This window comes from Haloplanus natans DSM 17983 (assembly GCF_000427685.1).
Classification (GTDB): Archaea; Halobacteriota; Halobacteria; order Halobacteriales; family Haloferacaceae; genus Haloplanus; species Haloplanus natans.
In genome coordinates this window covers 1,019,933-1,039,096 of the sequence record NZ_KE386573.1, presented here as the reverse complement: position 1 = coordinate 1,039,096, position 19,164 = coordinate 1,019,933, and the positions used below count along the sequence as shown (strand labels likewise).

The 19,164-nt window shown below is 68.7% G+C and carries 22 protein-coding genes and 1 tRNA gene; 8 read left to right on the top strand and 15 right to left on the bottom strand.

Annotation, left to right across the window (positions count from 1 at the left end):
* Position 1: 1 nt before the first annotated feature.
* Both HALNA_RS07530 and glyA read right to left on the bottom strand, forming a co-directional pair.
* Positions 2 to 1,183, bottom strand: coding sequence for a tubulin/FtsZ family protein (locus HALNA_RS07530; RefSeq protein ID WP_049935778.1), 1,182 nt, complete (start codon positions 1,181 to 1,183; stop codon positions 2 to 4).
* Positions 1,184 to 1,287: 104 nt separating this feature from the next.
* Entirely contained in the window at positions 1,288 to 2,535 is a 1,248-nt protein-coding gene (gene glyA, locus HALNA_RS07525; protein WP_049935777.1) for a serine hydroxymethyltransferase, read from the bottom strand.
* Between the two features lie 158 nt (positions 2,536 to 2,693).
* Between glyA and tbsP the strand changes: the two genes are divergently transcribed.
* Positions 2,694 to 3,506 (top strand): transcriptional regulator TbsP, encoded by an 813-nt coding sequence (gene tbsP / locus HALNA_RS07520; protein ID WP_049938003.1) that lies wholly within the window; start codon positions 2,694 to 2,696, stop codon positions 3,504 to 3,506.
* Positions 3,507 to 3,551: 45 nt separating this feature from the next.
* Positions 3,552 to 5,249, top strand: coding sequence for a YcaO-like family protein (locus tag HALNA_RS07515; protein WP_049935776.1), 1,698 nt, complete (start codon positions 3,552 to 3,554; stop codon positions 5,247 to 5,249).
* Between the two features lie 8 nt (positions 5,250 to 5,257).
* On the opposite strand, the gene HALNA_RS07510 is transcribed toward HALNA_RS07515, so the two are convergent.
* The 3 genes from HALNA_RS07510 to HALNA_RS07500 form a co-directional block, all read right to left on the bottom strand.
* Positions 5,258 to 6,391, bottom strand: a complete 1,134-nt coding sequence (locus tag HALNA_RS07510) for a DUF63 family protein (protein ID WP_049935775.1) — start codon at positions 6,389 to 6,391, stop codon at positions 5,258 to 5,260.
* Between the two features lie 70 nt (positions 6,392 to 6,461).
* Positions 6,462 to 7,175: a DUF4013 domain-containing protein gene (locus HALNA_RS07505; RefSeq protein WP_049935774.1), complete on the bottom strand. Its 714-nt coding sequence runs from the start codon at positions 7,173 to 7,175 to the stop codon at positions 6,462 to 6,464.
* 63 nt (positions 7,176 to 7,238) lie between these two features.
* Entirely contained in the window at positions 7,239 to 7,643 is a 405-nt protein-coding gene (locus tag HALNA_RS07500) for a CBS domain-containing protein (protein WP_049935773.1), read from the bottom strand.
* A gap of 173 nt (positions 7,644 to 7,816) precedes the next feature.
* Between HALNA_RS07500 and HALNA_RS07495 the strand changes: the two genes are divergently transcribed.
* The 5 genes from HALNA_RS07495 to HALNA_RS07475 all read left to right on the top strand — a co-directional run bounded on the left by HALNA_RS07495 (position 7,817) and on the right by HALNA_RS07475 (position 11,441).
* Complete coding sequence (locus HALNA_RS07495; RefSeq protein ID WP_049935772.1) at positions 7,817 to 8,164, top strand: hypothetical protein; 348 nt, start codon at positions 7,817 to 7,819, stop codon at positions 8,162 to 8,164.
* 54 nt (positions 8,165 to 8,218) lie between these two features.
* Positions 8,219 to 9,448: an outer membrane protein assembly factor BamB family protein gene (locus tag HALNA_RS07490; protein WP_049935771.1), complete on the top strand. Its 1,230-nt coding sequence runs from the start codon at positions 8,219 to 8,221 to the stop codon at positions 9,446 to 9,448.
* Positions 9,449 to 9,482: 34 nt separating this feature from the next.
* A complete protein-coding gene (locus HALNA_RS07485; protein WP_157573477.1) occupies positions 9,483 to 10,094 on the top strand; it encodes a hypothetical protein in 612 nt (203 codons plus the stop codon).
* A 431-nt stretch (positions 10,095 to 10,525) separates the two neighbouring features.
* Positions 10,526 to 10,957, top strand: coding sequence for an SRPBCC family protein (locus HALNA_RS07480; RefSeq protein WP_049938002.1), 432 nt, complete (start codon positions 10,526 to 10,528; stop codon positions 10,955 to 10,957).
* A gap of 265 nt (positions 10,958 to 11,222) precedes the next feature.
* Positions 11,223 to 11,441 (top strand): hypothetical protein, encoded by a 219-nt coding sequence (locus HALNA_RS07475; RefSeq protein ID WP_049935769.1) that lies wholly within the window; start codon positions 11,223 to 11,225, stop codon positions 11,439 to 11,441.
* A gap of 661 nt (positions 11,442 to 12,102) precedes the next feature.
* Here HALNA_RS07475 and HALNA_RS07470 read toward each other — a convergent pair.
* The 5 genes from HALNA_RS07470 to HALNA_RS07450 all read right to left on the bottom strand — a co-directional run bounded on the left by HALNA_RS07470 (position 12,103) and on the right by HALNA_RS07450 (position 14,319).
* Positions 12,103 to 12,177, bottom strand: a tRNA-Val gene (locus HALNA_RS07470).
* A gap of 121 nt (positions 12,178 to 12,298) precedes the next feature.
* Entirely contained in the window at positions 12,299 to 12,565 is a 267-nt protein-coding gene (locus HALNA_RS07465) for a DUF7553 family protein (protein WP_049935768.1), read from the bottom strand.
* 49 nt (positions 12,566 to 12,614) lie between these two features.
* On the bottom strand, positions 12,615 to 13,541 hold the full coding sequence (locus HALNA_RS07460; RefSeq protein ID WP_049935766.1) for a DUF7282 domain-containing protein: 927 nt from the start codon (positions 13,539 to 13,541) through the stop codon (positions 12,615 to 12,617).
* 8 nt (positions 13,542 to 13,549) lie between these two features.
* Complete coding sequence (locus HALNA_RS07455) at positions 13,550 to 14,083, bottom strand: cob(I)yrinic acid a,c-diamide adenosyltransferase (protein ID WP_049935764.1); 534 nt, start codon at positions 14,081 to 14,083, stop codon at positions 13,550 to 13,552.
* Positions 14,080 to 14,319, bottom strand: coding sequence for a glutaredoxin family protein (locus tag HALNA_RS07450; RefSeq protein ID WP_049935763.1), 240 nt, complete (start codon positions 14,317 to 14,319; stop codon positions 14,080 to 14,082). The genes HALNA_RS07455 and HALNA_RS07450 overlap by 4 nt, the downstream gene beginning before the upstream one ends.
* Positions 14,320 to 14,455: 136 nt before the next feature.
* Between HALNA_RS07450 and HALNA_RS20560 the strand changes: the two genes are divergently transcribed.
* Positions 14,456 to 14,626, top strand: a complete 171-nt coding sequence (locus HALNA_RS20560) for a DUF7838 family putative zinc beta-ribbon protein (protein ID WP_169719023.1) — start codon at positions 14,456 to 14,458, stop codon at positions 14,624 to 14,626.
* Positions 14,627 to 14,639: 13 nt separating this feature from the next.
* Here the strand turns inward: HALNA_RS20560 and gcvH are convergent, their stop codons facing one another.
* The 5 genes from gcvH to HALNA_RS07425 form a co-directional block, all read right to left on the bottom strand.
* Positions 14,640 to 15,023: a glycine cleavage system protein GcvH gene (gene gcvH, locus HALNA_RS07445; protein WP_049935762.1), complete on the bottom strand. Its 384-nt coding sequence runs from the start codon at positions 15,021 to 15,023 to the stop codon at positions 14,640 to 14,642.
* On the bottom strand, positions 15,020 to 16,111 hold the full coding sequence (gene gcvT, locus HALNA_RS07440) for a glycine cleavage system aminomethyltransferase GcvT (protein WP_049935761.1): 1,092 nt from the start codon (positions 16,109 to 16,111) through the stop codon (positions 15,020 to 15,022). The genes gcvH and gcvT overlap by 4 nt, the downstream gene beginning before the upstream one ends.
* A gap of 201 nt (positions 16,112 to 16,312) precedes the next feature.
* Positions 16,313 to 17,329 (bottom strand): ABC transporter ATP-binding protein, encoded by a 1,017-nt coding sequence (locus HALNA_RS07435; RefSeq protein WP_049938001.1) that lies wholly within the window; start codon positions 17,327 to 17,329, stop codon positions 16,313 to 16,315.
* On the bottom strand, positions 17,326 to 18,132 hold the full coding sequence (locus tag HALNA_RS07430) for an ABC transporter permease subunit (protein ID WP_049935759.1): 807 nt from the start codon (positions 18,130 to 18,132) through the stop codon (positions 17,326 to 17,328). The genes HALNA_RS07435 and HALNA_RS07430 overlap by 4 nt, the downstream gene beginning before the upstream one ends.
* Positions 18,132 to 19,139, bottom strand: coding sequence for an extracellular solute-binding protein (locus HALNA_RS07425; RefSeq protein WP_049935758.1), 1,008 nt, complete (start codon positions 19,137 to 19,139; stop codon positions 18,132 to 18,134). Before HALNA_RS07425 ends, HALNA_RS07430 begins: the two co-directional genes overlap by 1 nt.
* Positions 19,140 to 19,164 lie beyond the last annotated feature (25 nt).

Below are 19,164 nucleotides of genomic sequence, written 5' to 3'. Positions count from 1 at the left end.
TTCAGACGACGGGGTCGAGGTCGTCGTTTTCGTCGGTGATCAGATCGTTGATCTTGTCCTCTCGTTCGGCCCGCTGCTGAGCGATCTGTTCCTGGGCGTCGACGGCCTGGTTCTGGATCGCATCGATCCGCGGGGCGTCCGAGACGTTCGAGAGAAGGACCGCCGCGGCGAGTTGCGACGACCGTTCGCGCGGATCGTCACCGACGAGCACCTCGACGGTCTGGGCTTCCTGTTCGAGCCACTGGCGGGCACTCTCGATGCCCTTCCGGGAGAACTCGCCCGGCGGCCCGGAGAGGACGACGAGAACCCGTTCGGCGCTGGAAACCTCACAGGGTAGCGTCAGCCGGGAGTTGGTCGCGCGGCGGACGAGCGCCTTGATCTTCGTCGCCTGGCTGGCGTCGTCGAGGGAGTCCTCGTCCGTGCCGCCGCCGCCCCACTTGTCGAGGAGACCCTGGGGGCCCGCGTCGACCGCAGTGGCGGCGTAGCCGATCGAGGAGACCCCGTCGGTGTTGAGCGTGCGGATGATGTCACTGGAGTCCATCGCGTTCTCCGCGACCTCCGAGTCGTCGGTTTCGCCGGCTGCCAGCAGCGTCACGATCCGGGCGGCCAACTCTCGATTCATCTCCTCGTAGCCTTCCTCGATCGTCTGGTCCCGGGCGCGCCAGGCGTCGTTGTCGAAGCCGATGAAATTGTCCGTCTTGTTGACGAAAGACTGGAGGGACCGAGCGGCGTTCAGCGCCGGGCGGCCACCCTCGTACTCGCCGGGGAGGACGCCGAGGGCGTACACCGGTTCGTCGTACATCTCTTGGAGAGCGTCGATAACGACGGGGCCACCACCGCTTCCGGTACCGCCACCGAGGCCGGCCGCGACGAGAATCGCGTCGACGTTGTGGATTTCGATGTCGTCGAACGCTCGACGGAGTTCGTCGATATCCGCGGACATGACCTCGGCACCGATTTCGACATCGCCGCCGACGCCGTGTCCCTTCGACTTCTGGTTCGTGTCACCGACCAGAACCCGCCGCTCCTCGGGGATGTATTCGGGCTTAGCGAGGTCCGTTCGTGCGGTGTTGATCGCGTGGACGTGTCGACAGAGGTTCCGGTTGGTCTCGGATTCGAACTCGACCATCCGATCCACAAGCTTGCTTCCGGCGTTGCCGACACCGATTGTAGCGAGTTTCATACCGTCGATTCCGATGACTGTATCGAGAGGTATAGTTAATTTGGTTCAGCACTGATACGTTCCGATCGAGCGGACGGGCGATCCGCTTGACAGTAGATGGCCGACTACTCGTATAGCGGGTGCGCCCCACACAGTTCGTCCACCCGGTCGCTCACGTCGGCGAGGACGCCGTCGTCTTCGGGCGCATCGAGGACGCGGGCGATCAGGTCACCCACCTCGCGGATGGCGTCTTCCTCGAAGCCGCGAGTGGTGAGCGCGGCGGTCCCCGCCCGAATCCCGCTGGGGTCGAACGGCGACCGGGTCTCGCCCGGCACCGTGTTGCCGTTGAGGACGATACCCGTCGAATCGAGGGCGGCCTCCGCGTCGCCCCCGGAGAGGTCCGGATGCGACTCCCGCAGGTCGACCAGGACGAGATGGGTGTCGGTCCCCCCGGAGACGGGCGCGAGGCCGCGCTCTGCGAATCGCTCGGCCAGGGCGCGGGCGTTCGCGACCACCTGCTCGGCGTAGTCGGTAAAGGAGTCGTCGAGCGCTTCGCCGAACCCGACCGCCTTGCCCGCGACGTTGTGCATCAGCGGGCCGCCCTGCACGCCGGGGAAGACGGCGTCGTCGATGTCGTCGGCGTGTTCCTCGCCGCACATGACGATGCCGCCGCGGCCGGCGCGGATGGTCTTGTGCGTGCTGCCGGTGACGAAGTCCGCGATGCCGACCGGAGAGGGGTGAACGCCCGCGGCGACGAGGCCGGTGATGTGGGCGATGTCGGCGACGTGGTAGGCGTCGACGGCGTCGGCGACGGCGTCAATGCGTTCCCAGTCGACCTGCCGGGGGTAGGCGGAGAAGCCGGAGACGATGGCGTCGGGGTCGAATCTATCCGCGAGTTCGGCCAGCCCCTCGTAGTCGAGATACCCCGTCTCGGGGTCGACGCGGTACTGTTCGACCTCGTACAGTTGGCCGGCGAAGTTCGCGGGGTGACCGTGGCTGAGGTGGCCGCCGTCTTCGAGTTCGAGCGAGAGAATCTTGTCGCCGGGGTCCAGGGTGGCGAAGTAGACGGCCATGTTCGCCTGCGACCCGCTGTGGGGCTGGACGTTGACGTGCTCGGCGCCCCAGAGTTCCGTGGCGCGTTCGATGGCGAGTTCCTCGACGGCGTCGGCGTACCGACAGCCGGCGTAGTAGCGCTCGCCGGGGTAGCCCTCGGCGTACTTGTTGGTGAGAGAGCTCCCCTGGGCCTCGATGACGGCCCGACTCGCGTGGTTCTCCGAGGCGATCATCGAGAGTGTCGTTCGCTGGCGGTCGGTCTCGCCGGTAATCGCATCGGCAACCGCCGGATCGGTCGCACGAACGTGACTGTAGTCCATGCGTATCCGCGTGGGAACCAAGGTATAAACCTGTCTCTCCGTCGGGTCGTCGGTGCCCGTCACGGTACAAATTGCCTGCCCCGATATAAGCGAAAAATACTCTGTTACAGACAGTGGAGGTCGTTAAAATTAAATACGAATACCGCGATATTCAGTTCATGACCGACGGGGCGAATCTGCACGGCGAGAGCTTCGAGGAGATACTGGAGGCGGCGTTCGAGTCGGCCGACTCGCTGCTGTTGGTCGACCCGACGGGGGAGACGATCGAGGCACTCACGACCGTCACGTCCGCGGCCGAGACGCCGCCGTCGATCCGGCTGCTGGCAGAGACGGCGGTCGTGAAAGACGTGATGGACGACTTCGTCGTGGCGAGCAACGCCGCCGACCACGTGGCGTCGGGGACGCTCACGGTACGGACGGGGATCGGTGCCGCCAACGCCCTCGTGATCACCGAGGAGTCGGTGTGGTCTTTGGTCGGCGTGGGGGACCGAGTCGCCGCGCTGGGCGGCGACGACGACACGTTCGTCGAGGCGGTGGGTGCAGCCTACGAGAGCCAGTGGGACCGCGCGGCATCGTTCGATCTCCGAACCCCCCCGCTGTCGCGGGTCCGCGAGACGCTGGGCGAGGAGATCGGCCAGAACACCCGCGCCGACTTCGACGCCACGCTCGATGCCCTCCAGTCCGCCCGCGAGGCCACGGGCGAGTTCGACGAGGTGGCGCTCACACTCCTCGTCGCCGCCCGCAACGACGTGCTCCTGTACGACATCAGCAAGTGGGGCGAGGACGTGGGCATCGCGAGCAAGGCCACGTTCTCACGGACCAAGACCACGCTCGAAGAGGAGGGCCTCATCCGCACGGAGAAGGTGCCGATCGACGTGGGGCGGCCACGGCTCCGCCTGAAGCTCAACGAGGAACGCTTCGAGGAGGCGACGCCGGCCGAACTCGCTGCGGTGACGCTCAACCACGGCTAGCCGGACTCCAGATCACTTTTCCTGCCGGACCGCGTCGACCGAGCCATGCAGATCGGTATCGCGGGGAGCGGGCCGGCGGCCGATTCGGTCCGTGCCGCGCTCGACGACGTGGACGCGACGGCGGCGGCGACGACGCCGGACGGCCTCGGCTCCTATCCCGCCGGCGTCGTGATCGCCCCGACAGGAGCGCCGGCCTTCGAGGCGGCCGACGCGGCGGCGACGCGCTGGCTCGCCGTCGAAATCGGCGGTCTGGGCGGCGTCTCGATCCCCGACCTCGACGCGGCGGTGACGGTCTTCGCGGACGGCGTGGGTTATCGAGACCTCAGGGAGCGCGTCGCCGCCGCGGAACTCGATGGCGAGGGCGATCCGACCGGGGGTCGAAGCGCCGTCCGCCTCGCCGGCGCCGTCGCCGGCAACCGCCTCGCTTCCTTGCTCTCCGGCGCGGACGTGGCCGGCACCGTCGTCGAGGTTCCCGGCGGCGAGCGACGGGTGTTCGCGGTGCCGCGGACGGCGGACCGCGACCGCGACGTGCGACGAACCCACCGCGACGCCACCCTCGACGACGCCGTTGCCCGCGCCGAACGCGCCGTCGACGACCGGATCGGTCTCCTGACACGGGTCGGGGAACGCGAGTCGTTCCCGGCGCCGTACTATCTGGCGGCCACGTCGGATACGAGCGTCTTCAGCGACGCGCGGGCCGCCGCGCTCACGGCCGGCGTCGACGACGACTGGGATCGCGCGTTCATGAAGGCGCTCGGCGAGGGGCTGGAACGCTACTGTGCCGGCGTCTACCGGGACAGGGAGTTCACGACGGCACCGGCCGACGCCGACGACGTGGACGGGCGCCGACCCGTCCCGCCGACGGCCTTTGTCCGCCCGGACGACTGGGACGGCGGCGAGGGCGGCCCGATTCCGTGGGTACCCGGCGAGAACCTGGCGACCGGCGACGCCGTTGCCCTCCCCGGGGAGTTCGTCCACTACCCAGCGCCGGTCGAACGCCACCGGCCGCCGATCACGACGGGGCTGGGACTGGGGAGTTCGGGCGTCGAGGCCCTCCTCTCGGGCTGTTACGAGGTGATCGAGCGTGACGCGACGATGCTCGCCTGGTACTCGACGTACGAGCCGCTGGGGCTGTCCGTCGACGACGAGGGCTTTTCCGCGCTCGTCGACCGCGCCCGCGCCGAGCGACTATCGGTGACGCCGCTGCTCGTCACGGCGGACGTGGACGTGCCGGTCGTCGCCGTCGCCGTCCACCGCGAGGGGGAGTGGCCCCGCTTCGCCGTCGGCTCGGGGGCGAATCTCGACGCCGCGGCCGCGGCGCGGTCGGCGCTCGCGGAGGCGCTCCAGAACTGGATGGAACTGCGGGCGATGGGGCCGGAGCAGTCGCGGGCGGAGGAAGGCGCCATCGGCCGCTACGCCGACTTCCCGGCCGAGACACGGGCGTTCGTGAACGCCGACGGCGACGTGCCGGCGACGGGCGTCGGTCCCGATCCGATCCCGTCGGGAACCGACGAACTCGACGCCGTCGTCAGCCGACTGACCGACGCCGGCCTCGACGCCTACGCCGCCCGGATCACCACGCCGGACGTGGCCGACCTGGGGTTCGAGGCGGTCCGCGTCTGCTCGCCGGCCGCCCAGCCACTGTTCGTCGACGAACCGTACTTCGGCGACCGGGCGGCGACCGTGCCGCCGGAACTGGGATACGAGCCCCAGCCGAACCGGGCGTTTCACCCCTTCCCGTAGCCCGACCGCTACACGCCGATGGTCGCCCGCAACATATCGCGGGTGCCCGGCCCCAGCCCCACCGCGAGGATGGCGATCATGAGGAGAACGGCGTAGCGCGGGCTGTCCTCGAATATTTGTGCGTCGAACAGCCAGACGACCAGCGTGGCGGCGACGAGTTTCACGACGAGAAACGGCCAGGTGTCGCCGGTGATCGCGAGAGCGGAGGCGGGAAGGGTCGCGGCCGTGATGTCGACGACGGCCTGGTTGACCGGATGTTTGGGAACGAGGTTCGGTCCGGCGCCGAGTGCGACCATCCAGTCGAGGCCGACGACGTTGGCGACGCCGTCGACGGCGTGCCCCCAGATGACGACGAAGCCCATGCGGCCGGTGCCGGCGTTGATCGCGGGCGCGTAGCGCTCGATCAGCCACCACGTGCCGCCGGCGGCGAGCGTCGAGCCGAGCAGGATGACGACGATCACCTGCGGGTAGAACGTGCCCGGGCCGTCGGGGGCAACGCCGCTCCAGAGCAAGTAGAGCAGGGTGGTGCCGAGGACGACGACGCCGGAACCGAAGAGCGGGCGAGTGTAGCGCTCGACGACGCCCCGGCGGGCGAGCGCGACGCTGGCGACGACGGCGAGGAGGGTGACCGCGAAGACGGTGAAGTAGATCACTGGACTGATGATGAGCGTGTTCAGCGGATAGCCGATGGGGGAGCCGGCGGCGGCGTCGGTCACGTCCTCGACGACCCGGAGCGCACCGCCGAAGAAGACGAACGGTAAGAGTGCGAAAAAGAGGTCGCGGTCGGAGCCGATGTCGAGTCGGTCGAGCAGAAAGACCAGCCCCGAGAGAGCGATCAGCAGGATGACGACGTACCCGACCTCCGAGACGAGTGTATAGCCCGGGAACGCGACGGGTTCGGGCGCGGCCGAACACGCCGCCGACTCGTAGAGATATCGGGTGGCACCACCCTCCCGGACAGCACAGATGGCGGCGTTGGCGTCGGCTTGCACCGGCCCCCAGAAGTAGTGCCAGACGAAGCCGTCGTAGACGGTCCGTGGGAACAGGAGCGAGCCGCCGATCAGGGCGGCGAGGAGGGCGAGGACGGAGCCGGCCCAGAGCCGCTCCGGTTCGACGTCGAGGCGTTCCGCGACGGTTGCCATACCCAAACGCCGGCACCGGTCCGTTTCAGGGTTGTGGTTGTGGGCAGTCGAAGCGCACCCAAGCGCGAGGTTACGCGATGGCCGGATCGACGCCTGCGTCCGCGTCCGCGTCGCCGTCGAGACCCATAGCGTCGCCGAACCCCCGTCCCCAGACCCACGCCGCAGCGACCTGCCCGTAGAAGGTGACGAACACGCCGACGATGGCACCGAGGACCGGAACGATGTTGAGCAGGCCCGCGACGACGGCGGCCGCGATCAGAATCCCGACTCCGTAGAGCCACGGGATGGCGTACGCGCCATCCGTCGCGACCGACCGGATCACGCCGACGTCGAACGCCGAGCCGAACGTGCCGAGGTGGGCGTAGTTGGCCAGACCGATCAGGGTGACGTAGCCAAACACCAGCGCGAGGACGGTAAACAGCGCCAGCCCACCCAGCAGGCCGACGATGCCGGCGCCCGTCCCCGCATCCGATCCCGTCCCGATGGCGGCGAGCGATCCGCCGACGGTGACGGCGAAGACGAACAGTGGGACCAGTTGGTAGACGATGACGATGACGAACGCGATCACGCCCTCTTTCAGGAGTGTCCCCCAGTCGTCGAAGACGGGCACTTCCTCCGCGTCGTCGATTCCCGCCCGCAGCGCGCGGACCACGTAGCCGTACACGAAAAACGCGGGCACGATCAACACCGACAGGAGCGTCAACACCCCGCCGATCAGGACGGTCTTGATCCAGTCGTCGGAGTTCGTCGGATACGTGACGACCCGTTCGATATCTATCGCCATGGCGACGTATCTCTACGCTGAAACCTAATACTGTCGGCGGTCACCCGTTCCCACGGATTCCCGCTACTCCGGAGACGGGGCGTCGACCCCCGACAGGGCGGCGGCCAGATCCGTCGTGGTGAGGATTCCGACGCCGTTGCCCTCGGCGTCGGTCACGGGGGCGTGGCTGATGCCGGCGTCGAGCATCCGGCGAGCGGCGACGGGAAGGGGGTCGTCCGGCCCGACCGTCTCCAGGTCGGTCGACATGTACGCCCCGACGGTCGTCTCGTCGGCGGGCGTCGCGTCGGCGGCCACGCGCACGGCGTCCGTGGAGGTGAAAATCCCCTCCGGTCGGCACGCCTCGCCGACGACGACGACCGACTTGATTCCGGCCTCCAACATCCCGTCGGCCGCCTCGTCGACCGGCGTGTCCGCATCGAGTGTGAGCATCGGCGTTGTCATCGCGTCGCTTACGAGCGTGTCCGCCATACGTTCACACGGCCCGTTCGGAACCACAAAAAACCGTCGTGACGGGGCACGGTACCGAAGCGTCTGTCCTCGTTCCCGGGTGACTACCCCACGTCCGATGGCCCGTGACCCACTCCTCTATAGTAGCCTTTGTAAGTCAGAGCACACCTGATCGCAGGACTGCGTGCGATCAGGTGTGCAAACAGTTCCAAACGCTACTATACTATCTGAGCCTCGCCTCGACGGTCAACGGCCTTCTGGCCTGTTGCCTGCCGGCGGCCGCGACGCTCCGCCGGAACGACCGCCTCCGTCGGATCGGGATCGGTGCGGCCCTCGCGACGGCAGTCGCCGGGGCCGTCGCCGTCTGGCCCCCCGGTCGGTGGACCGACGGGGTGGCGGTTCTCGCCGTCGTCACGGGATTCCCCGCCCTCGGCGCCGGCCTCTGTCTGTTCGGCGCCGACCGGCGGCGCGTGTTCGCTGCCGTCGGCGTCCTCGTTTTCTTGTCGATGCCCGTCTTCGGCGAACGGTTCGTCGCGCCGTGATCCGTCCACACGAACCGGGAGAAATTTCAAGATGGTGTCACAACACGTCGGTCGATGCCCTCCATCACCCGCAGGTCGCTCCTCGGAACGCTCGCGGTCGGCGCGACCGTCGGCGTCGCCGGCTGTTCGTCCTCCTGCCCGGACGGCGACGCGCCGGAACCGTCGGTCGTAGTCGACACGGCCGACGCGGACGGCGCGTTCGAAACGCTCCCCAGTGGTTCGTGGCCGTCGCCCCGTTTCGACGCCGGCAACACGGGGTACGCGCCCGTCGACCCGCCGACGGACTCGCTCGCGGTCCGCTGGCGAACCACCCTCCGTACGCCGCGCGTCGACGGCGCCGCCGACGCGAGTTCGCCGACGATCGCCGGCGGCAGGGTGTACGTGACGACCGGCGCGGGGGCGTTCGCGCTCTCGCTTCGCGACGGGACCGAACGCTGGCGACACGGAACGACGCCGGCGACAACCGGCCCGACGGTCGGCTACGACGACGAACTCGCCCCACCCATCGTCGCCGACGGCCGGGTGTATCTGGCGACGATGGACGGTGTCGTTGCCCTCCACGCCGACGACGGGACGCCCGCGTGGCGCGCGACGGACGCGGCGGCGACGGGCGTGCCGACGGTCGTCGACGGCGGGGTGGTCGTCCCGACGGCCGACGGCTTGGTCGCCCGCGACGCCCGCGACGGGACTCGACGGTGGCGCGCCGACGTGGACGCGACCATGCCCGCCGTCGCGGACGGCACAGTCATCGCGGGCGGCGAGGAGACGGTCGCACTCGACGCCGCCACCGGCGACCGCGAGTGGTCGGTGTCGGACAGGGCCGAGCTCTATCCGGTCGTCACCGACGGAACGGTGTATCTCGGGACGTACGGCCGCCTCGTCGGCGTCGCCCTCGACGACGGCCGGGAGCGGTGGGCGGTCGACCGCGGCGGCGGCCGGACCTTCGCCGCACCCGTCGTCGCGCCCGAGACGGTGTATACGGTCGAGCGCCCGAGCGAAGCACCCGACGCGACGTTCGCCCTCAACCGGACCGACGGCGGGGCGCCGGAGCCACGGTGGTGTTCGTACGTCGGCGAGGGGTCGGTCACGGCCGCGACGGGGGACCACGCGTTCGCGCTCCAGTCGGGGTTCGGCGGCCCGCGCGTGGTGGCGTTCACCGAACGCTTCGGCGAGGCGGCGTGGGGGTACGCGGCCGCGGACCGGCCCGTCCCGCCGGCGATTCTCGACGGCGGCGTCGTGAGCGTCACCGATCGCGGAACCGTCGCCGCCGTCGAAGGTGCCTGAGATGTGGACGCCATCGAACCGCCACGCCGGTGGTGTGACCCTTCTCGGAGGCCTTCTCGCGCTCGTCGCTGGCGTGCCGACGCGCTGGTTCGGGCCGGTGCCGGACGACTCCTACGTCTTCGATCCGCCGCGGTTCAGCGCGCTCTGGATCGAGCGAACGGTCGTGCCCGTCGTCGCCGTCGTCGCCGCAGTCCTGCTGCTGGCCGGGCTGCTTGCCCTGTTTCGGCGCGACCGGGAGTGGATGGCGCGCTGGCAGCGCTGGTTCGCCGTCGTGAGCGTGGTGGGCGCGGCCGTCGGCACGCTGGCGACGATGCTCCTCGTCTCGGTCGGTCCGAAGGGAACCGCGGACCCGACCGGCGCGCTGAACGCCCTGCTCGGTGCCGGCCTCGCGCTCCTCGCGCTCCTGCTTCTCCTGCCGGGTCTGGTGGCGTGGGGGAGCGGCTACCTGCGGGCCGGGCGCCCCCGCCTCGGTGTCGCACTCGCCGGCGGCCCCGTCGTTGCCCTCCTGATACTGGCCGTGAACGTCGCTGGCGGCGTCGAGTTCGGACCCGTGGGCTCCCTGCCGGTCGTTCTGCCGTTCGCGCTGGCTATCGTGGTCGTCGGATACGATCTGTGGGACCGGGCCGGCGGCGACGCGAGCGCCTGACCACGACCACAGACCGTTGCTCCCCGCGGCCGGGGGACGCGTATGCACGCCCGCCTTCGCTCACGGTCGGGGCGCTGGTCGTCGCGCTCTCGGTGGTTGTTGTCGTGGCGGGACCGGCAAGCCGGACGGCGATCGGAGTTGTCGGGACCGAACCTCCTCGTCGATTCGTGGCCACACGTTTTTTCACCAACACTCAAGTGGTGTAAAAACCAATATATTTATAACTATCGACTATGTCGGGTTCACGACTATGGCAACCGGGAATCGACTCGTACAGCCACCGAACACACCGATCCGCGCCGTCGTCCGCGACATCGACGGAGGGCGATTCACCGGGGCGTGGGGTGGACGCGCCGCCGAGCGCGCGAACCGCGTGGTCCGGCCGCATCCGGCGGAGCGTACTTCAGTCGCCGGGCCGAACCGAACTCATCATGCTCCGAGTCGAGGACGACATCTACGTCGACGTCGATCGGGAGACGGCGTTCGAGTACATGGACGTGCCGGAACACCAGGCCGAGATTTCGCCCAGCCTGTCGGCCGTCGAGACGGTCGAAACCCTCCCCACCGGCGGCAAGCGCGCCACCTACACCTACCGGATGGGCGGCGTTCCGCTCGACGGCGAGGTGAAAGCGGTCGCCTACGACCCCCCGGAACGGATCGTCTTCGAGATGACCGGCGGCATCGACGGCACCATCGAGTGGACGTTCTCCCCCGAGGGCGACGGCGTCCGGGTCGGCTACGCGGCCGAGTACGACCTCCCGATCCCCGTGCTCGACCGGCTGGCGGCGCCGTTCGTCCGCAAGTACAACGAGCGCGAACTGGCGACGACGCTCCGGAACCTGAAGACGCGACTGGAGGTTTGACGGAAGACGGGGCGCGGGCCGACGGTGGCGACGCGCCGACGGCGGTGACGAACCGGAGGAGCGCTGGCGCCGACCCCCGGACTGCGGCGACTGCCCGCTGTGGCTGTTGCGAGGAACCCATCCCGACCGGCCGGACGCGGTGTCCGATCCGTGGCTACCAGCCCGCCGGCTACGATCGGCGTCTGATAGTGTTTGTTGTAACTGGGTACCGGTGGATCGCTGGACCGTCTTGGCTACCCACCGGTACTGACTTACAATAAACACTATGACGCTTCTCGGCGAACTCGGGTCCGCGGGGTTGCTCGTCGCCGCCATCGCCGTCTTCTCCATCGGTGTCGGCGGCGCCGTCCTCGACGTGCCGGTCGGCGCGTTCAGCCAACTCGCCATCGTCACGCCGTACATGGGTGGGTTCTCGGGCTTTTTCACCTACTACCTCCATCAGAAACGGCGGCTGACGCCGACGGACGATCAGGTGTTCGACTGATAGTGATCACTGTAAGTCAGTACCGGTAGGTCGCCGACCCGTTCTGGCGAACCACCGGTACACAGTTACGATAATCACTATGAAGCCAGATTCGAATCACACCGTTCTCGTCCCGACGACACGAACCGCTCGCTCCGCTCGGCGGGAATGCCGACCTGCTCCGTGTGACAGTGTCGCGAAAACGACGAATGGGTTGGGGCAGATTCGAACCACGCGGACTCCCGCCGGTCGTCCGCTGGCTCCCGCCTCGCTCCGCTCGGCGGGAATGCCGACCTGCTCCGTGTGACAGTGTCGCGAAAACGACGAATGGGTTGGGGCAGATTCGAACCACGCGGACTCCCGCCGGTCGTCCGCTGGCTCCCGCCTCGCTCCGCTCGGCGGGAATGCCGACCTGCTCCGTGTGACAGTGTCGCGAAAACGACGAATGGGTTGGGGCAGATTCGAACCACGCGGACTCCCGCCGGTCGTCCGCTGGCTCCCGCCTCGCTCCGCTCGGCGGGAATGCCGACCTGCTCCGTGTGACAGTGTCGCGAAAACGACGAATGGGTTGGGGCAGATTCGAACCACGCGGACTCCCGCCGGTCGTCCGCTGGCTCCCGCCTCGCTCCGCTCGGCGGGAATGCCGACCTGCTCCGTGTGACAGTGTCGCGAAAACGACGAATGGGTTGGGGCAGATTCGAACTGCCGACCTGCTCCGTGTGAAGGAGCCGTCATAACCGGACTAGACCACCAACCCTCGCGTACGTCGATACTGGTGACGCCGACTTAAGGATTGTCTTATACCTACGGCTGTGGCTATTTCGGGGGGTTCGCCGCCCCGCGTGGCGAACCACTCGGGTGACCGACGACGGGCAGTATCACTCCGCCGACTCGCCGCTACGATAGCGACGAATCCGCTCTTGGGCGTCCTGGATGGCCGTCTTCGCCTCGCCCTCGGCGCGGGACTCCAACTCCTTCAGTTCGCCCTGCAGTTTCTCCAGTCGCGACGGCTCCGGCTCCTCCTCCTTGCCGGTCAACTCGCGGAACCGCTCTTCCAGCGGGTCGAGTTCCTCCATGACCCCTTCCTTCGCGTGCTCGCCCGCTCGACCCATGTAGTACAGTGCATCTTCGAAATGCTTGTTCATATATGACCAAACGTCGACGACAAATATATCTCTTGTGGCGAGGAGAGGGTCAGAATCGGCCGACGATACGGGACCCGAAGAGCAGGGCAACGACGGTGGCCACGACGCCGAACCCGGGACCCGATCCGGGTGTCGTCCCGGGCGGGGCGGTGGAGGTGGGTGAGGATGTCGGCGTCGCCGTCGCTGTCGCCGAGGGTGTGGGCGTCGCCGTCGCCGACGCTGTCGGTTCGAGGCCGGCCGGCGGGAGCGACACTGAGACGGCGACGGGCGTTCCGTTCCGGCGATACGGGTCGCCGACGCTGTCGGGCGTCCCACGGACGGCGACAGCCCGGAGGTTACTCCCGGCGTCGACGCCCTCGACGGCGAGGGTGACGACGGAACTCGTTCCGGGACCGAGGTAAGGCGAGCGTCCGAGGAGGGCGTCCCCGTCGCGAACCTCGAGGTAGCCGCCGTCGGGGAGTGTTACGTTTTCGATGGCGACGCGGCCGGCGTCGCTCAGCGAGGCGCGCCCCAGCGCCGCGGGTCGGCGCTCGACCACCTCGAATCGCTGCACGTCGCTGTCGCCGTCGAGTTGCACTTCGAGAGTGTACGTCCCCGGGGTGGCGTTCGCGGGCACGGCGAGGCGGGCGGTCCAGACACCGTCGTACCCCCACGACTCGACGACTGCGAACCCGAAGCGGTCGGCGTCGGGACCGTCGGTCACCGAGACGTCGATGGCGGTGTCGTCGGGGCGACGGTTGGTCGTCCCGCGGACGAGCAGGGTTGATCCGGCCTCGACGGGATGGACCCCGGAGCGGTTCGAGCGGTCGTCGGATACGACGTCGACGATGGCGACGGACCGAGGTGGATCGGCGCCGATGCCGGCCCCGGCGTCGCCGACACACGGTGGGGACACGGCCCCGGCGCTTCCGACGACGGCGAACGCGACTGTCGACAACACGAGGGCGGACGCGAGGACGTACGCGTGAGTGTGCATCGTCCGTGTCAGTACGTCGGTCGGTCCTCGCGGACGCCGTCACGCTCGTTGACGAGGCGCGCGAAGGTGAACAGGGCGTCCGAGAGGCGATTCAGGTAGGCGATGGCCTCGGCGTTGACGGGATCGGTGCCGGCGAGGTCGACCGCCCGCCGTTCGGCCCGACGGACGACCGTCCGGGCGTGATGGAGGGCCGCACCGGCCTCGCTTCCGGTCGGGAGGACGAACGATTCGAGCGGATCGAGTTCCTCGTCGGCCGCGTCGATCCACGCCTCCAACTGTTCGGTGTGTTCCTCGCGGACGACCGGGTCGTCCTCGTCGGGATCCGGGTTGGCGAAATCCGCCTGCACGACGTGGAGGTGGTTCTGAACCCGTTCGAGATACTCGTCTACGTCGTCGTATCCCGTCGGCCGGATCGTCCCGACTAGCGCGTTGGCCTCGTCGACGGTGCCGTAGGCCTCGATTCGGGGACTCGTCTTCGAGACGCGGGACATGTCCCGGAGGTCGGTCATACCTTCGTCGCCACGGCCGGTGTAGATCTTCATGCGAGCGTTCGTTCGACGTAGTCGAGGATGTTGACGCTCTCGGCCATCGTAACGCCGTGTTCGTCGTCGACGAGGACGGGCACGGCACGTTGGCCGCTGACGCGTTTCACCTCGTTGCGCTTCGAGTGAAGCGCCTCGGTCCAGACCGTTTCGTAGTCGATATCGTGGTCCTGCAGAGCGTCGTGAACCGTCTCACAGTACGGACAGCCGTCGAGCGCGTAGAGCGTGATCGACATACCCCTCCGTTGGGACGCGTCGGGCAAGTAGCTTGGCCCGTCGCAGTCGGCGGCACAACTTCGTATCGCGATATACAATTTATCCCTCGGTTCGGGAACCAGTATCTTCAATTGAATCGGCGGCCGAAACACAGCTATGAGCCTGGAGATGGACCACGACTGCCCGGAGTGTTCGAACGACACGTTCTGGCGGACGGCAAGCACGACGCTTCACCTGGGGGAGAAAACGAAGTGGGTGTGTACCGACTGCGATTACGGACTCGTCCGCATCGACGGCATCGACAGCTCCGAACACGTCGGCTTCTAGCCGCCGGCGCGGCCTACTCGATTGAATCGCGGTAGTCGTCGGCGGAGAGCAGAGCGTCGAACTCGCCGTCCGAACTCGGCTCGACTTCGATCATCCAGCCCTCGCCGTAGGGGTCCTCGTTGACGAGTTCCGGCGCGTCGAACAGCGCCTCGTTGACGGCGACCACGGTGCCCGACACCGGCGAGAGGAGGTCCGAGACGGCCTTGATGCTCTCGACGACGCCGAACTCGGCGTCCTTGGTCACCTCGTCGCCCTCGGCGGGGAGTTCGACGAACACCACGTCACCCAGTTCGTCCTGTGCGAAGTCGGTGATGCCGACTCTGACCGTCTCGTGGTCGGTCGTCGTCCACTCGTGCGATTCCAGATACCGTCGGTCCGCGGGTACGTCGAAACTCATGTATCGATGAAGGGGGGCGTCACTACGTTTGCTTGCTTCGGTTCGCCCCGGACGACCACCCGTACGCGGGTGCCCGGAGGTGCCTGGTCGGAGAGGTAACCGAGGCCGATGGGTTCGCCCAGCGTCGGACTCATCGTCCCGCTGGTGAGGTGGCCGAGATGCTCGCCGTCGGCGTCGACCACCTCGTAGCCGTGGCGGGGAACGCCACGTTGCTGGAGGACCACGCCCCGGAAGCGCTCGTCGACACCCTCGCGCTCGACGGCTTCGAGGGCGTCACGCCCCACGAACTCCGTGTCGAGGTCGACCGTCCAGTCGACGCCCGCCTCGTAGGGATTGCGGGGTTCGGCTTCCGGATCGAAGTCCTGGCCGGAGAGCAGAAACCCCATCTCCAGACGGAGGGTGTCGCGGGCGCCCAGCCCACAGGGCTGGCAGTCGAACGCCGACCACACCGTCTCGGCCTCGTCCCACGGAACGAGGAACTCGAAGCCGTCCTCGCCGGTGTAACCCGTCCGCGAGGCGAACGCACGCACGCCGGCCACGTCACAGAACGCCGCCTTGAACCGATCGATGTCGGTGGTTGCACCGTCGGTCGCCTCGCTCGCTAGCTCCGGCGCGTCCGGCCCTTGGAGTGCCAGCATCGCCCACTCCTCGGTGGCGTCTCGCACCGTCGCGTCGAGGCCCCACTCGTCGCGGTACTCGGTCCACCGCGCGTACATTTCGTCGTCGTGGCCCGCGTTCGGAATGAACAGGTAATGCGACTGTCCGTCCTCGTCGGGGAGTCTGAACACCATCGTGTCGTCGAGGATGATCCCATCCTCGTCGGTGATACACGCGTACTGCGTGTCGCCCGGATCGAGTTCGGTTACGTCGTTCGTGGTCAGCCGGCCCATCAGCGCCGTCGCGTCGGGGCCGGTCACCACGATTTCGCCCATGTGGGAGACGTCGAAGATCCCCGCCGATTCGCGAACGGCGGCGTGTTCGGTCCGGATGGAGTCGAACTCGACCGGCATCTCCCAGCCACCGAACTCGGTGAACGACGCGTCCCGGTCGGCGTGGGTCGCGTGCAAGGGTGGCTTTCGTAGGCCCATACGCCCCCCTCGGCGCCTCGTGACCTAATGGTTTTGTCCGGGTGCGAGGGCGTAAATCGTATGTCGCGATACGAAATGGGGTGGTGGGGTCAGCGACCCGGGGCACCGCGAACGGCATCGTGGTCGTCCTGAGAGCGATTTTCACGTGACGCTGACCGACGCCGAGCCGCCGGGATGAGGACACGTGGGCCGAATCGGCCATCACGGCCCCTCGACCCCGGCGTCCGAGAGCAGATGCACGTCGTCGAGCGACGCCCGGACGCAGTCGCCGGGCACGAGCCCACGCCCGACCCGTGGCGGCACCGTCGCCACCAGATCCGGACCGCCGAGGTCGACCACGATCCGGTAGTCGTCCCCCTCGTTGAGTCGCCGGCGGACCGTGCCGACGAGGCCGGCGTCGGCGTCGGCCGGATCGAGCCGAACGCGTGACGGGCGCACGCAGACCGTGACGGGCGCGCCGATCGACCGCGTCGTTTCGACCGGCAGGACGACGCCGTCGACCCGAACGCCGCACTCGACGACCGTCCCCTCGAAGACGTTCTCACAGCCGGTGAACCGGGCGACGAACTCGCTTTCGGGCCGGTCGAGGACGGCGTCGGGCGTCCCGACCTGTTCGACGGCGCCGTCCCGCAGGACCGCGACCCGGTCGCCGAGCACCGTCGCCGAGCGCTGGTCGTGCGTGACGTAGACGACCGGCACGTCGAGGGCGCCGAGCAGGTCGTGGAGTTCGTCGCGGAGTCGGCGACGGATTGGCGCGTCCAGACTCGACAAGGGTTCGTCGAGCAACAGGGCATCCGGATCGGCCGCGAGCGTCCGGGCCAAGGCGACACGCTGGCGTTCGCCCCCCGAGAGTGCCGGCGGGCGCCGGTCGAGGAGGTCCCGAATCTCAAAGGTGGCGGCGAGGTCGTCGACACGCTCCTCGGTCGCCGCGTACGCGACGTTCTCCCGTGCGGTCAGGTGGGGGAAGAGCGCGCCGTCCTGAAAGACGAGGCCGACGCCCCGATCCTCCGGCGGTCGGCCGTCGAGTGCCCGCCCGTCGAGGGTGACGGTGCCGGCGTCGGGTCGGGTGAGGCCGGCGACGAGCGAGAGGAGCGTCGTCTTGCCACAGCCCGACGGGCCGAGGACGGCGAGCACCTCGTCCGCGACGGCGAGGTCGACGGGACCGAGTTCGAACCCCGCGTACCGCTTCGTGACCCCGTCGAGGTGTAGTCCGGTCATCGCCACGGGTTCGACGCGACGGTGTTCAGGACGAGCAACGCCAGTACCGAGACGACGACGAGAACGATGGCGACCGGGTAGGCGGCGTCGAGACCGAGCGAGATGAACGACACCCAGATCTGGACGGGCATCGTCCGCGGGTAGTACGCGAGCATCATCGTCGCGCCGAACTCGCCCATCGCACGGGCGAACGCAAGCGTTACGCCGGCCAGGATGCCCGGGCCGGCAAGCGGGAGCGTAACGCGCCGGGCGGTCGTCAGCCGTCCCTTGCCGAGCGACCGGGAGGCGTGTTCGAACGTCCGGTCGACCCCCTCGAAGGCCGCCTTCGCCGTGACGACGACGAAGGGCGACGCGACGAACGTCTGGGCGAGCACCACGCCCGCGAGCGACCGGGTGAGCGGGACGCCGGCCGTGGCGGCGACGCCGCCGAGGAGCGTGTTCGGGCCGACGACCGTCAGCAGGACCACCCCACCCACCGTCGGCGGGAGGACGAGTGGGAGGACGACGACCGCGAGGGCGGCGTCGGTCCACCGCGTGTCGGCCCGGGCCAGCCAGTACGCGAGCGGCAGCCCGAGGGCGGTTCCGAGGAGGGTGCTGAGGGTCGCGGCGAGGATCGAGGTCGTCGCCGCGTCGATGACCGTCGCGTTGCCCAGGCTGGCGGCGACCGCACCCGGCGGGGCAGAGAGGAACAGCGAGACCAGCGGGGCGACGTAATAAAGCAGGAGAAGGCCGCCCAGAGCGAGCGCGAGAGTGAGCCAGTCGGGGCGGGGGACGTGCCTCCGCCAAGTCGAGTGTGCCGACATCAGTGGCGGACCGTGAGAGCCGAAATCGCCTCCACGAGCGCCGAGGCCTCCCGGTCGGTGGTCGTCGCCCGTCTCACTGCGTCCGGCACCGCGCCCTCGTAGTGCGGGAACTCCTCGCGGAGCAGGAAGCCGGCGTCGGCGAGGTAGTCGCCGGTCGTGTGGGCGGCGAACACCGACAGCGCGGCGTCGCTCCGGTGGCGAACGGTCGAGCCGTAGCTGATGGGGCTGCCCCGGATCTCCTGCCCGCTCGGGAGCGTATACGAGACGGTCGAGTACCGGTCGGCGTGTGCCGGGTCGCTCAGGTCGATCCGGTCGGGGAGGTCGACGTAGTCGTATCCGCGCTCGACGGCCATGTTGCGGTAGGCGAAGGCGGCGTCGATCGATCCGGTTTCGAAGCCGCCGATCAGCGCCGTCTCCGGGTAGATCTGTCGCCGGCGTGGAATCGCCTCGCGCAACGCCGGCGCGTCGGCGTAGTGACGCGCCGCGAGTTCGAGCGTAAAGAGCGTCCGATAGCCGAGCGGGTCTCGATCGGGGTCCGTGCGGCCGAGTCGCACGTCGCCGTCGACCAGCGGTTCGTACCATCGGTCGGCGTCCGCGACACGTCGCCCGCCCTCGGTGTCGGGGTTGTACGCGAGGACGACCGCGTTGCTCGTAAACGTCGCGTACCACGGCGGCGAGAGGGGTGCCTCGAACAGCGCGGTGTCGGCCACGGTGACGATGTCGGGGTCGCGCTGTCCCTCGGCGATCAGGCGAGCGACGGTCGCGGAGCCGTGGGCCTCGACCCGGATCGGCACGTCGACGGCGGGCGCGAGCCCCGTCTCCAGTGCGTGTTGGAGGCTGCCGGCGGCGAGTATCGTGGCCGCCGGCGACTCGCCGTCGTCGGCCGCCGCCTCGCCCTCCGGCCCCGCTCCCATCCAGGTGCCGGTGCAGCCGGCCAACCCGACCGACCCGGTCGCACCCACCGTCAGCAGGAATCCACGGCGGGTGTGTCCGTCCGTCTCGTGCATGGAGTGGGGTAGAAACGATTGGAAA

Coding starts and splice junctions, on each gene's coding strand:
- HALNA_RS07450 (WP_049935763.1), bottom strand. CDS start 14,319: ATGTCGATCACGCTCTACGCGCTCGACGGCTGTCCGTACTGTGAGACG.
- HALNA_RS07530 (WP_049935778.1), bottom strand. CDS start 1,183: ATGAAACTCGCTACAATCGGTGTCGGCAACGCCGGAAGCAAGCTTGTG.
- HALNA_RS07490 (WP_049935771.1), top strand. CDS start 8,219: ATGCCCTCCATCACCCGCAGGTCGCTCCTCGGAACGCTCGCGGTCGGC.
- gcvH (WP_049935762.1), bottom strand. CDS start 15,023: ATGAGTTTCGACGTACCCGCGGACCGACGGTATCTGGAATCGCACGAG.
- HALNA_RS07435 (WP_049938001.1), bottom strand. CDS start 17,329: ATGACCGGACTACACCTCGACGGGGTCACGAAGCGGTACGCGGGGTTC.
- HALNA_RS07455 (WP_049935764.1), bottom strand. CDS start 14,083: ATGAAGATCTACACCGGCCGTGGCGACGAAGGTATGACCGACCTCCGG.
- HALNA_RS07430 (WP_049935759.1), bottom strand. CDS start 18,132: ATGTCGGCACACTCGACTTGGCGGAGGCACGTCCCCCGCCCCGACTGG.
- HALNA_RS07465 (WP_049935768.1), bottom strand. CDS start 12,565: ATGAACAAGCATTTCGAAGATGCACTGTACTACATGGGTCGAGCGGGC.
- tbsP (WP_049938003.1), top strand. CDS start 2,694: ATGACCGACGGGGCGAATCTGCACGGCGAGAGCTTCGAGGAGATACTG.
- HALNA_RS07475 (WP_049935769.1), top strand. CDS start 11,223: ATGACGCTTCTCGGCGAACTCGGGTCCGCGGGGTTGCTCGTCGCCGCC.
- gcvT (WP_049935761.1), bottom strand. CDS start 16,111: ATGGGCCTACGAAAGCCACCCTTGCACGCGACCCACGCCGACCGGGAC.
- HALNA_RS07425 (WP_049935758.1), bottom strand. CDS start 19,139: ATGCACGAGACGGACGGACACACCCGCCGTGGATTCCTGCTGACGGTG.
- HALNA_RS07515 (WP_049935776.1), top strand. CDS start 3,552: ATGCAGATCGGTATCGCGGGGAGCGGGCCGGCGGCCGATTCGGTCCGT.
- HALNA_RS07500 (WP_049935773.1), bottom strand. CDS start 7,643: ATGGCGGACACGCTCGTAAGCGACGCGATGACAACGCCGATGCTCACA.
- HALNA_RS07460 (WP_049935766.1), bottom strand. CDS start 13,541: ATGCACACTCACGCGTACGTCCTCGCGTCCGCCCTCGTGTTGTCGACA.
- HALNA_RS07480 (WP_049938002.1), top strand. CDS start 10,526: ATGCTCCGAGTCGAGGACGACATCTACGTCGACGTCGATCGGGAGACG.
- glyA (WP_049935777.1), bottom strand. CDS start 2,535: ATGGACTACAGTCACGTTCGTGCGACCGATCCGGCGGTTGCCGATGCG.
- HALNA_RS07510 (WP_049935775.1), bottom strand. CDS start 6,391: ATGGCAACCGTCGCGGAACGCCTCGACGTCGAACCGGAGCGGCTCTGG.
- HALNA_RS07505 (WP_049935774.1), bottom strand. CDS start 7,175: ATGGCGATAGATATCGAACGGGTCGTCACGTATCCGACGAACTCCGAC.
- HALNA_RS20560 (WP_169719023.1), top strand. CDS start 14,456: ATGAGCCTGGAGATGGACCACGACTGCCCGGAGTGTTCGAACGACACG.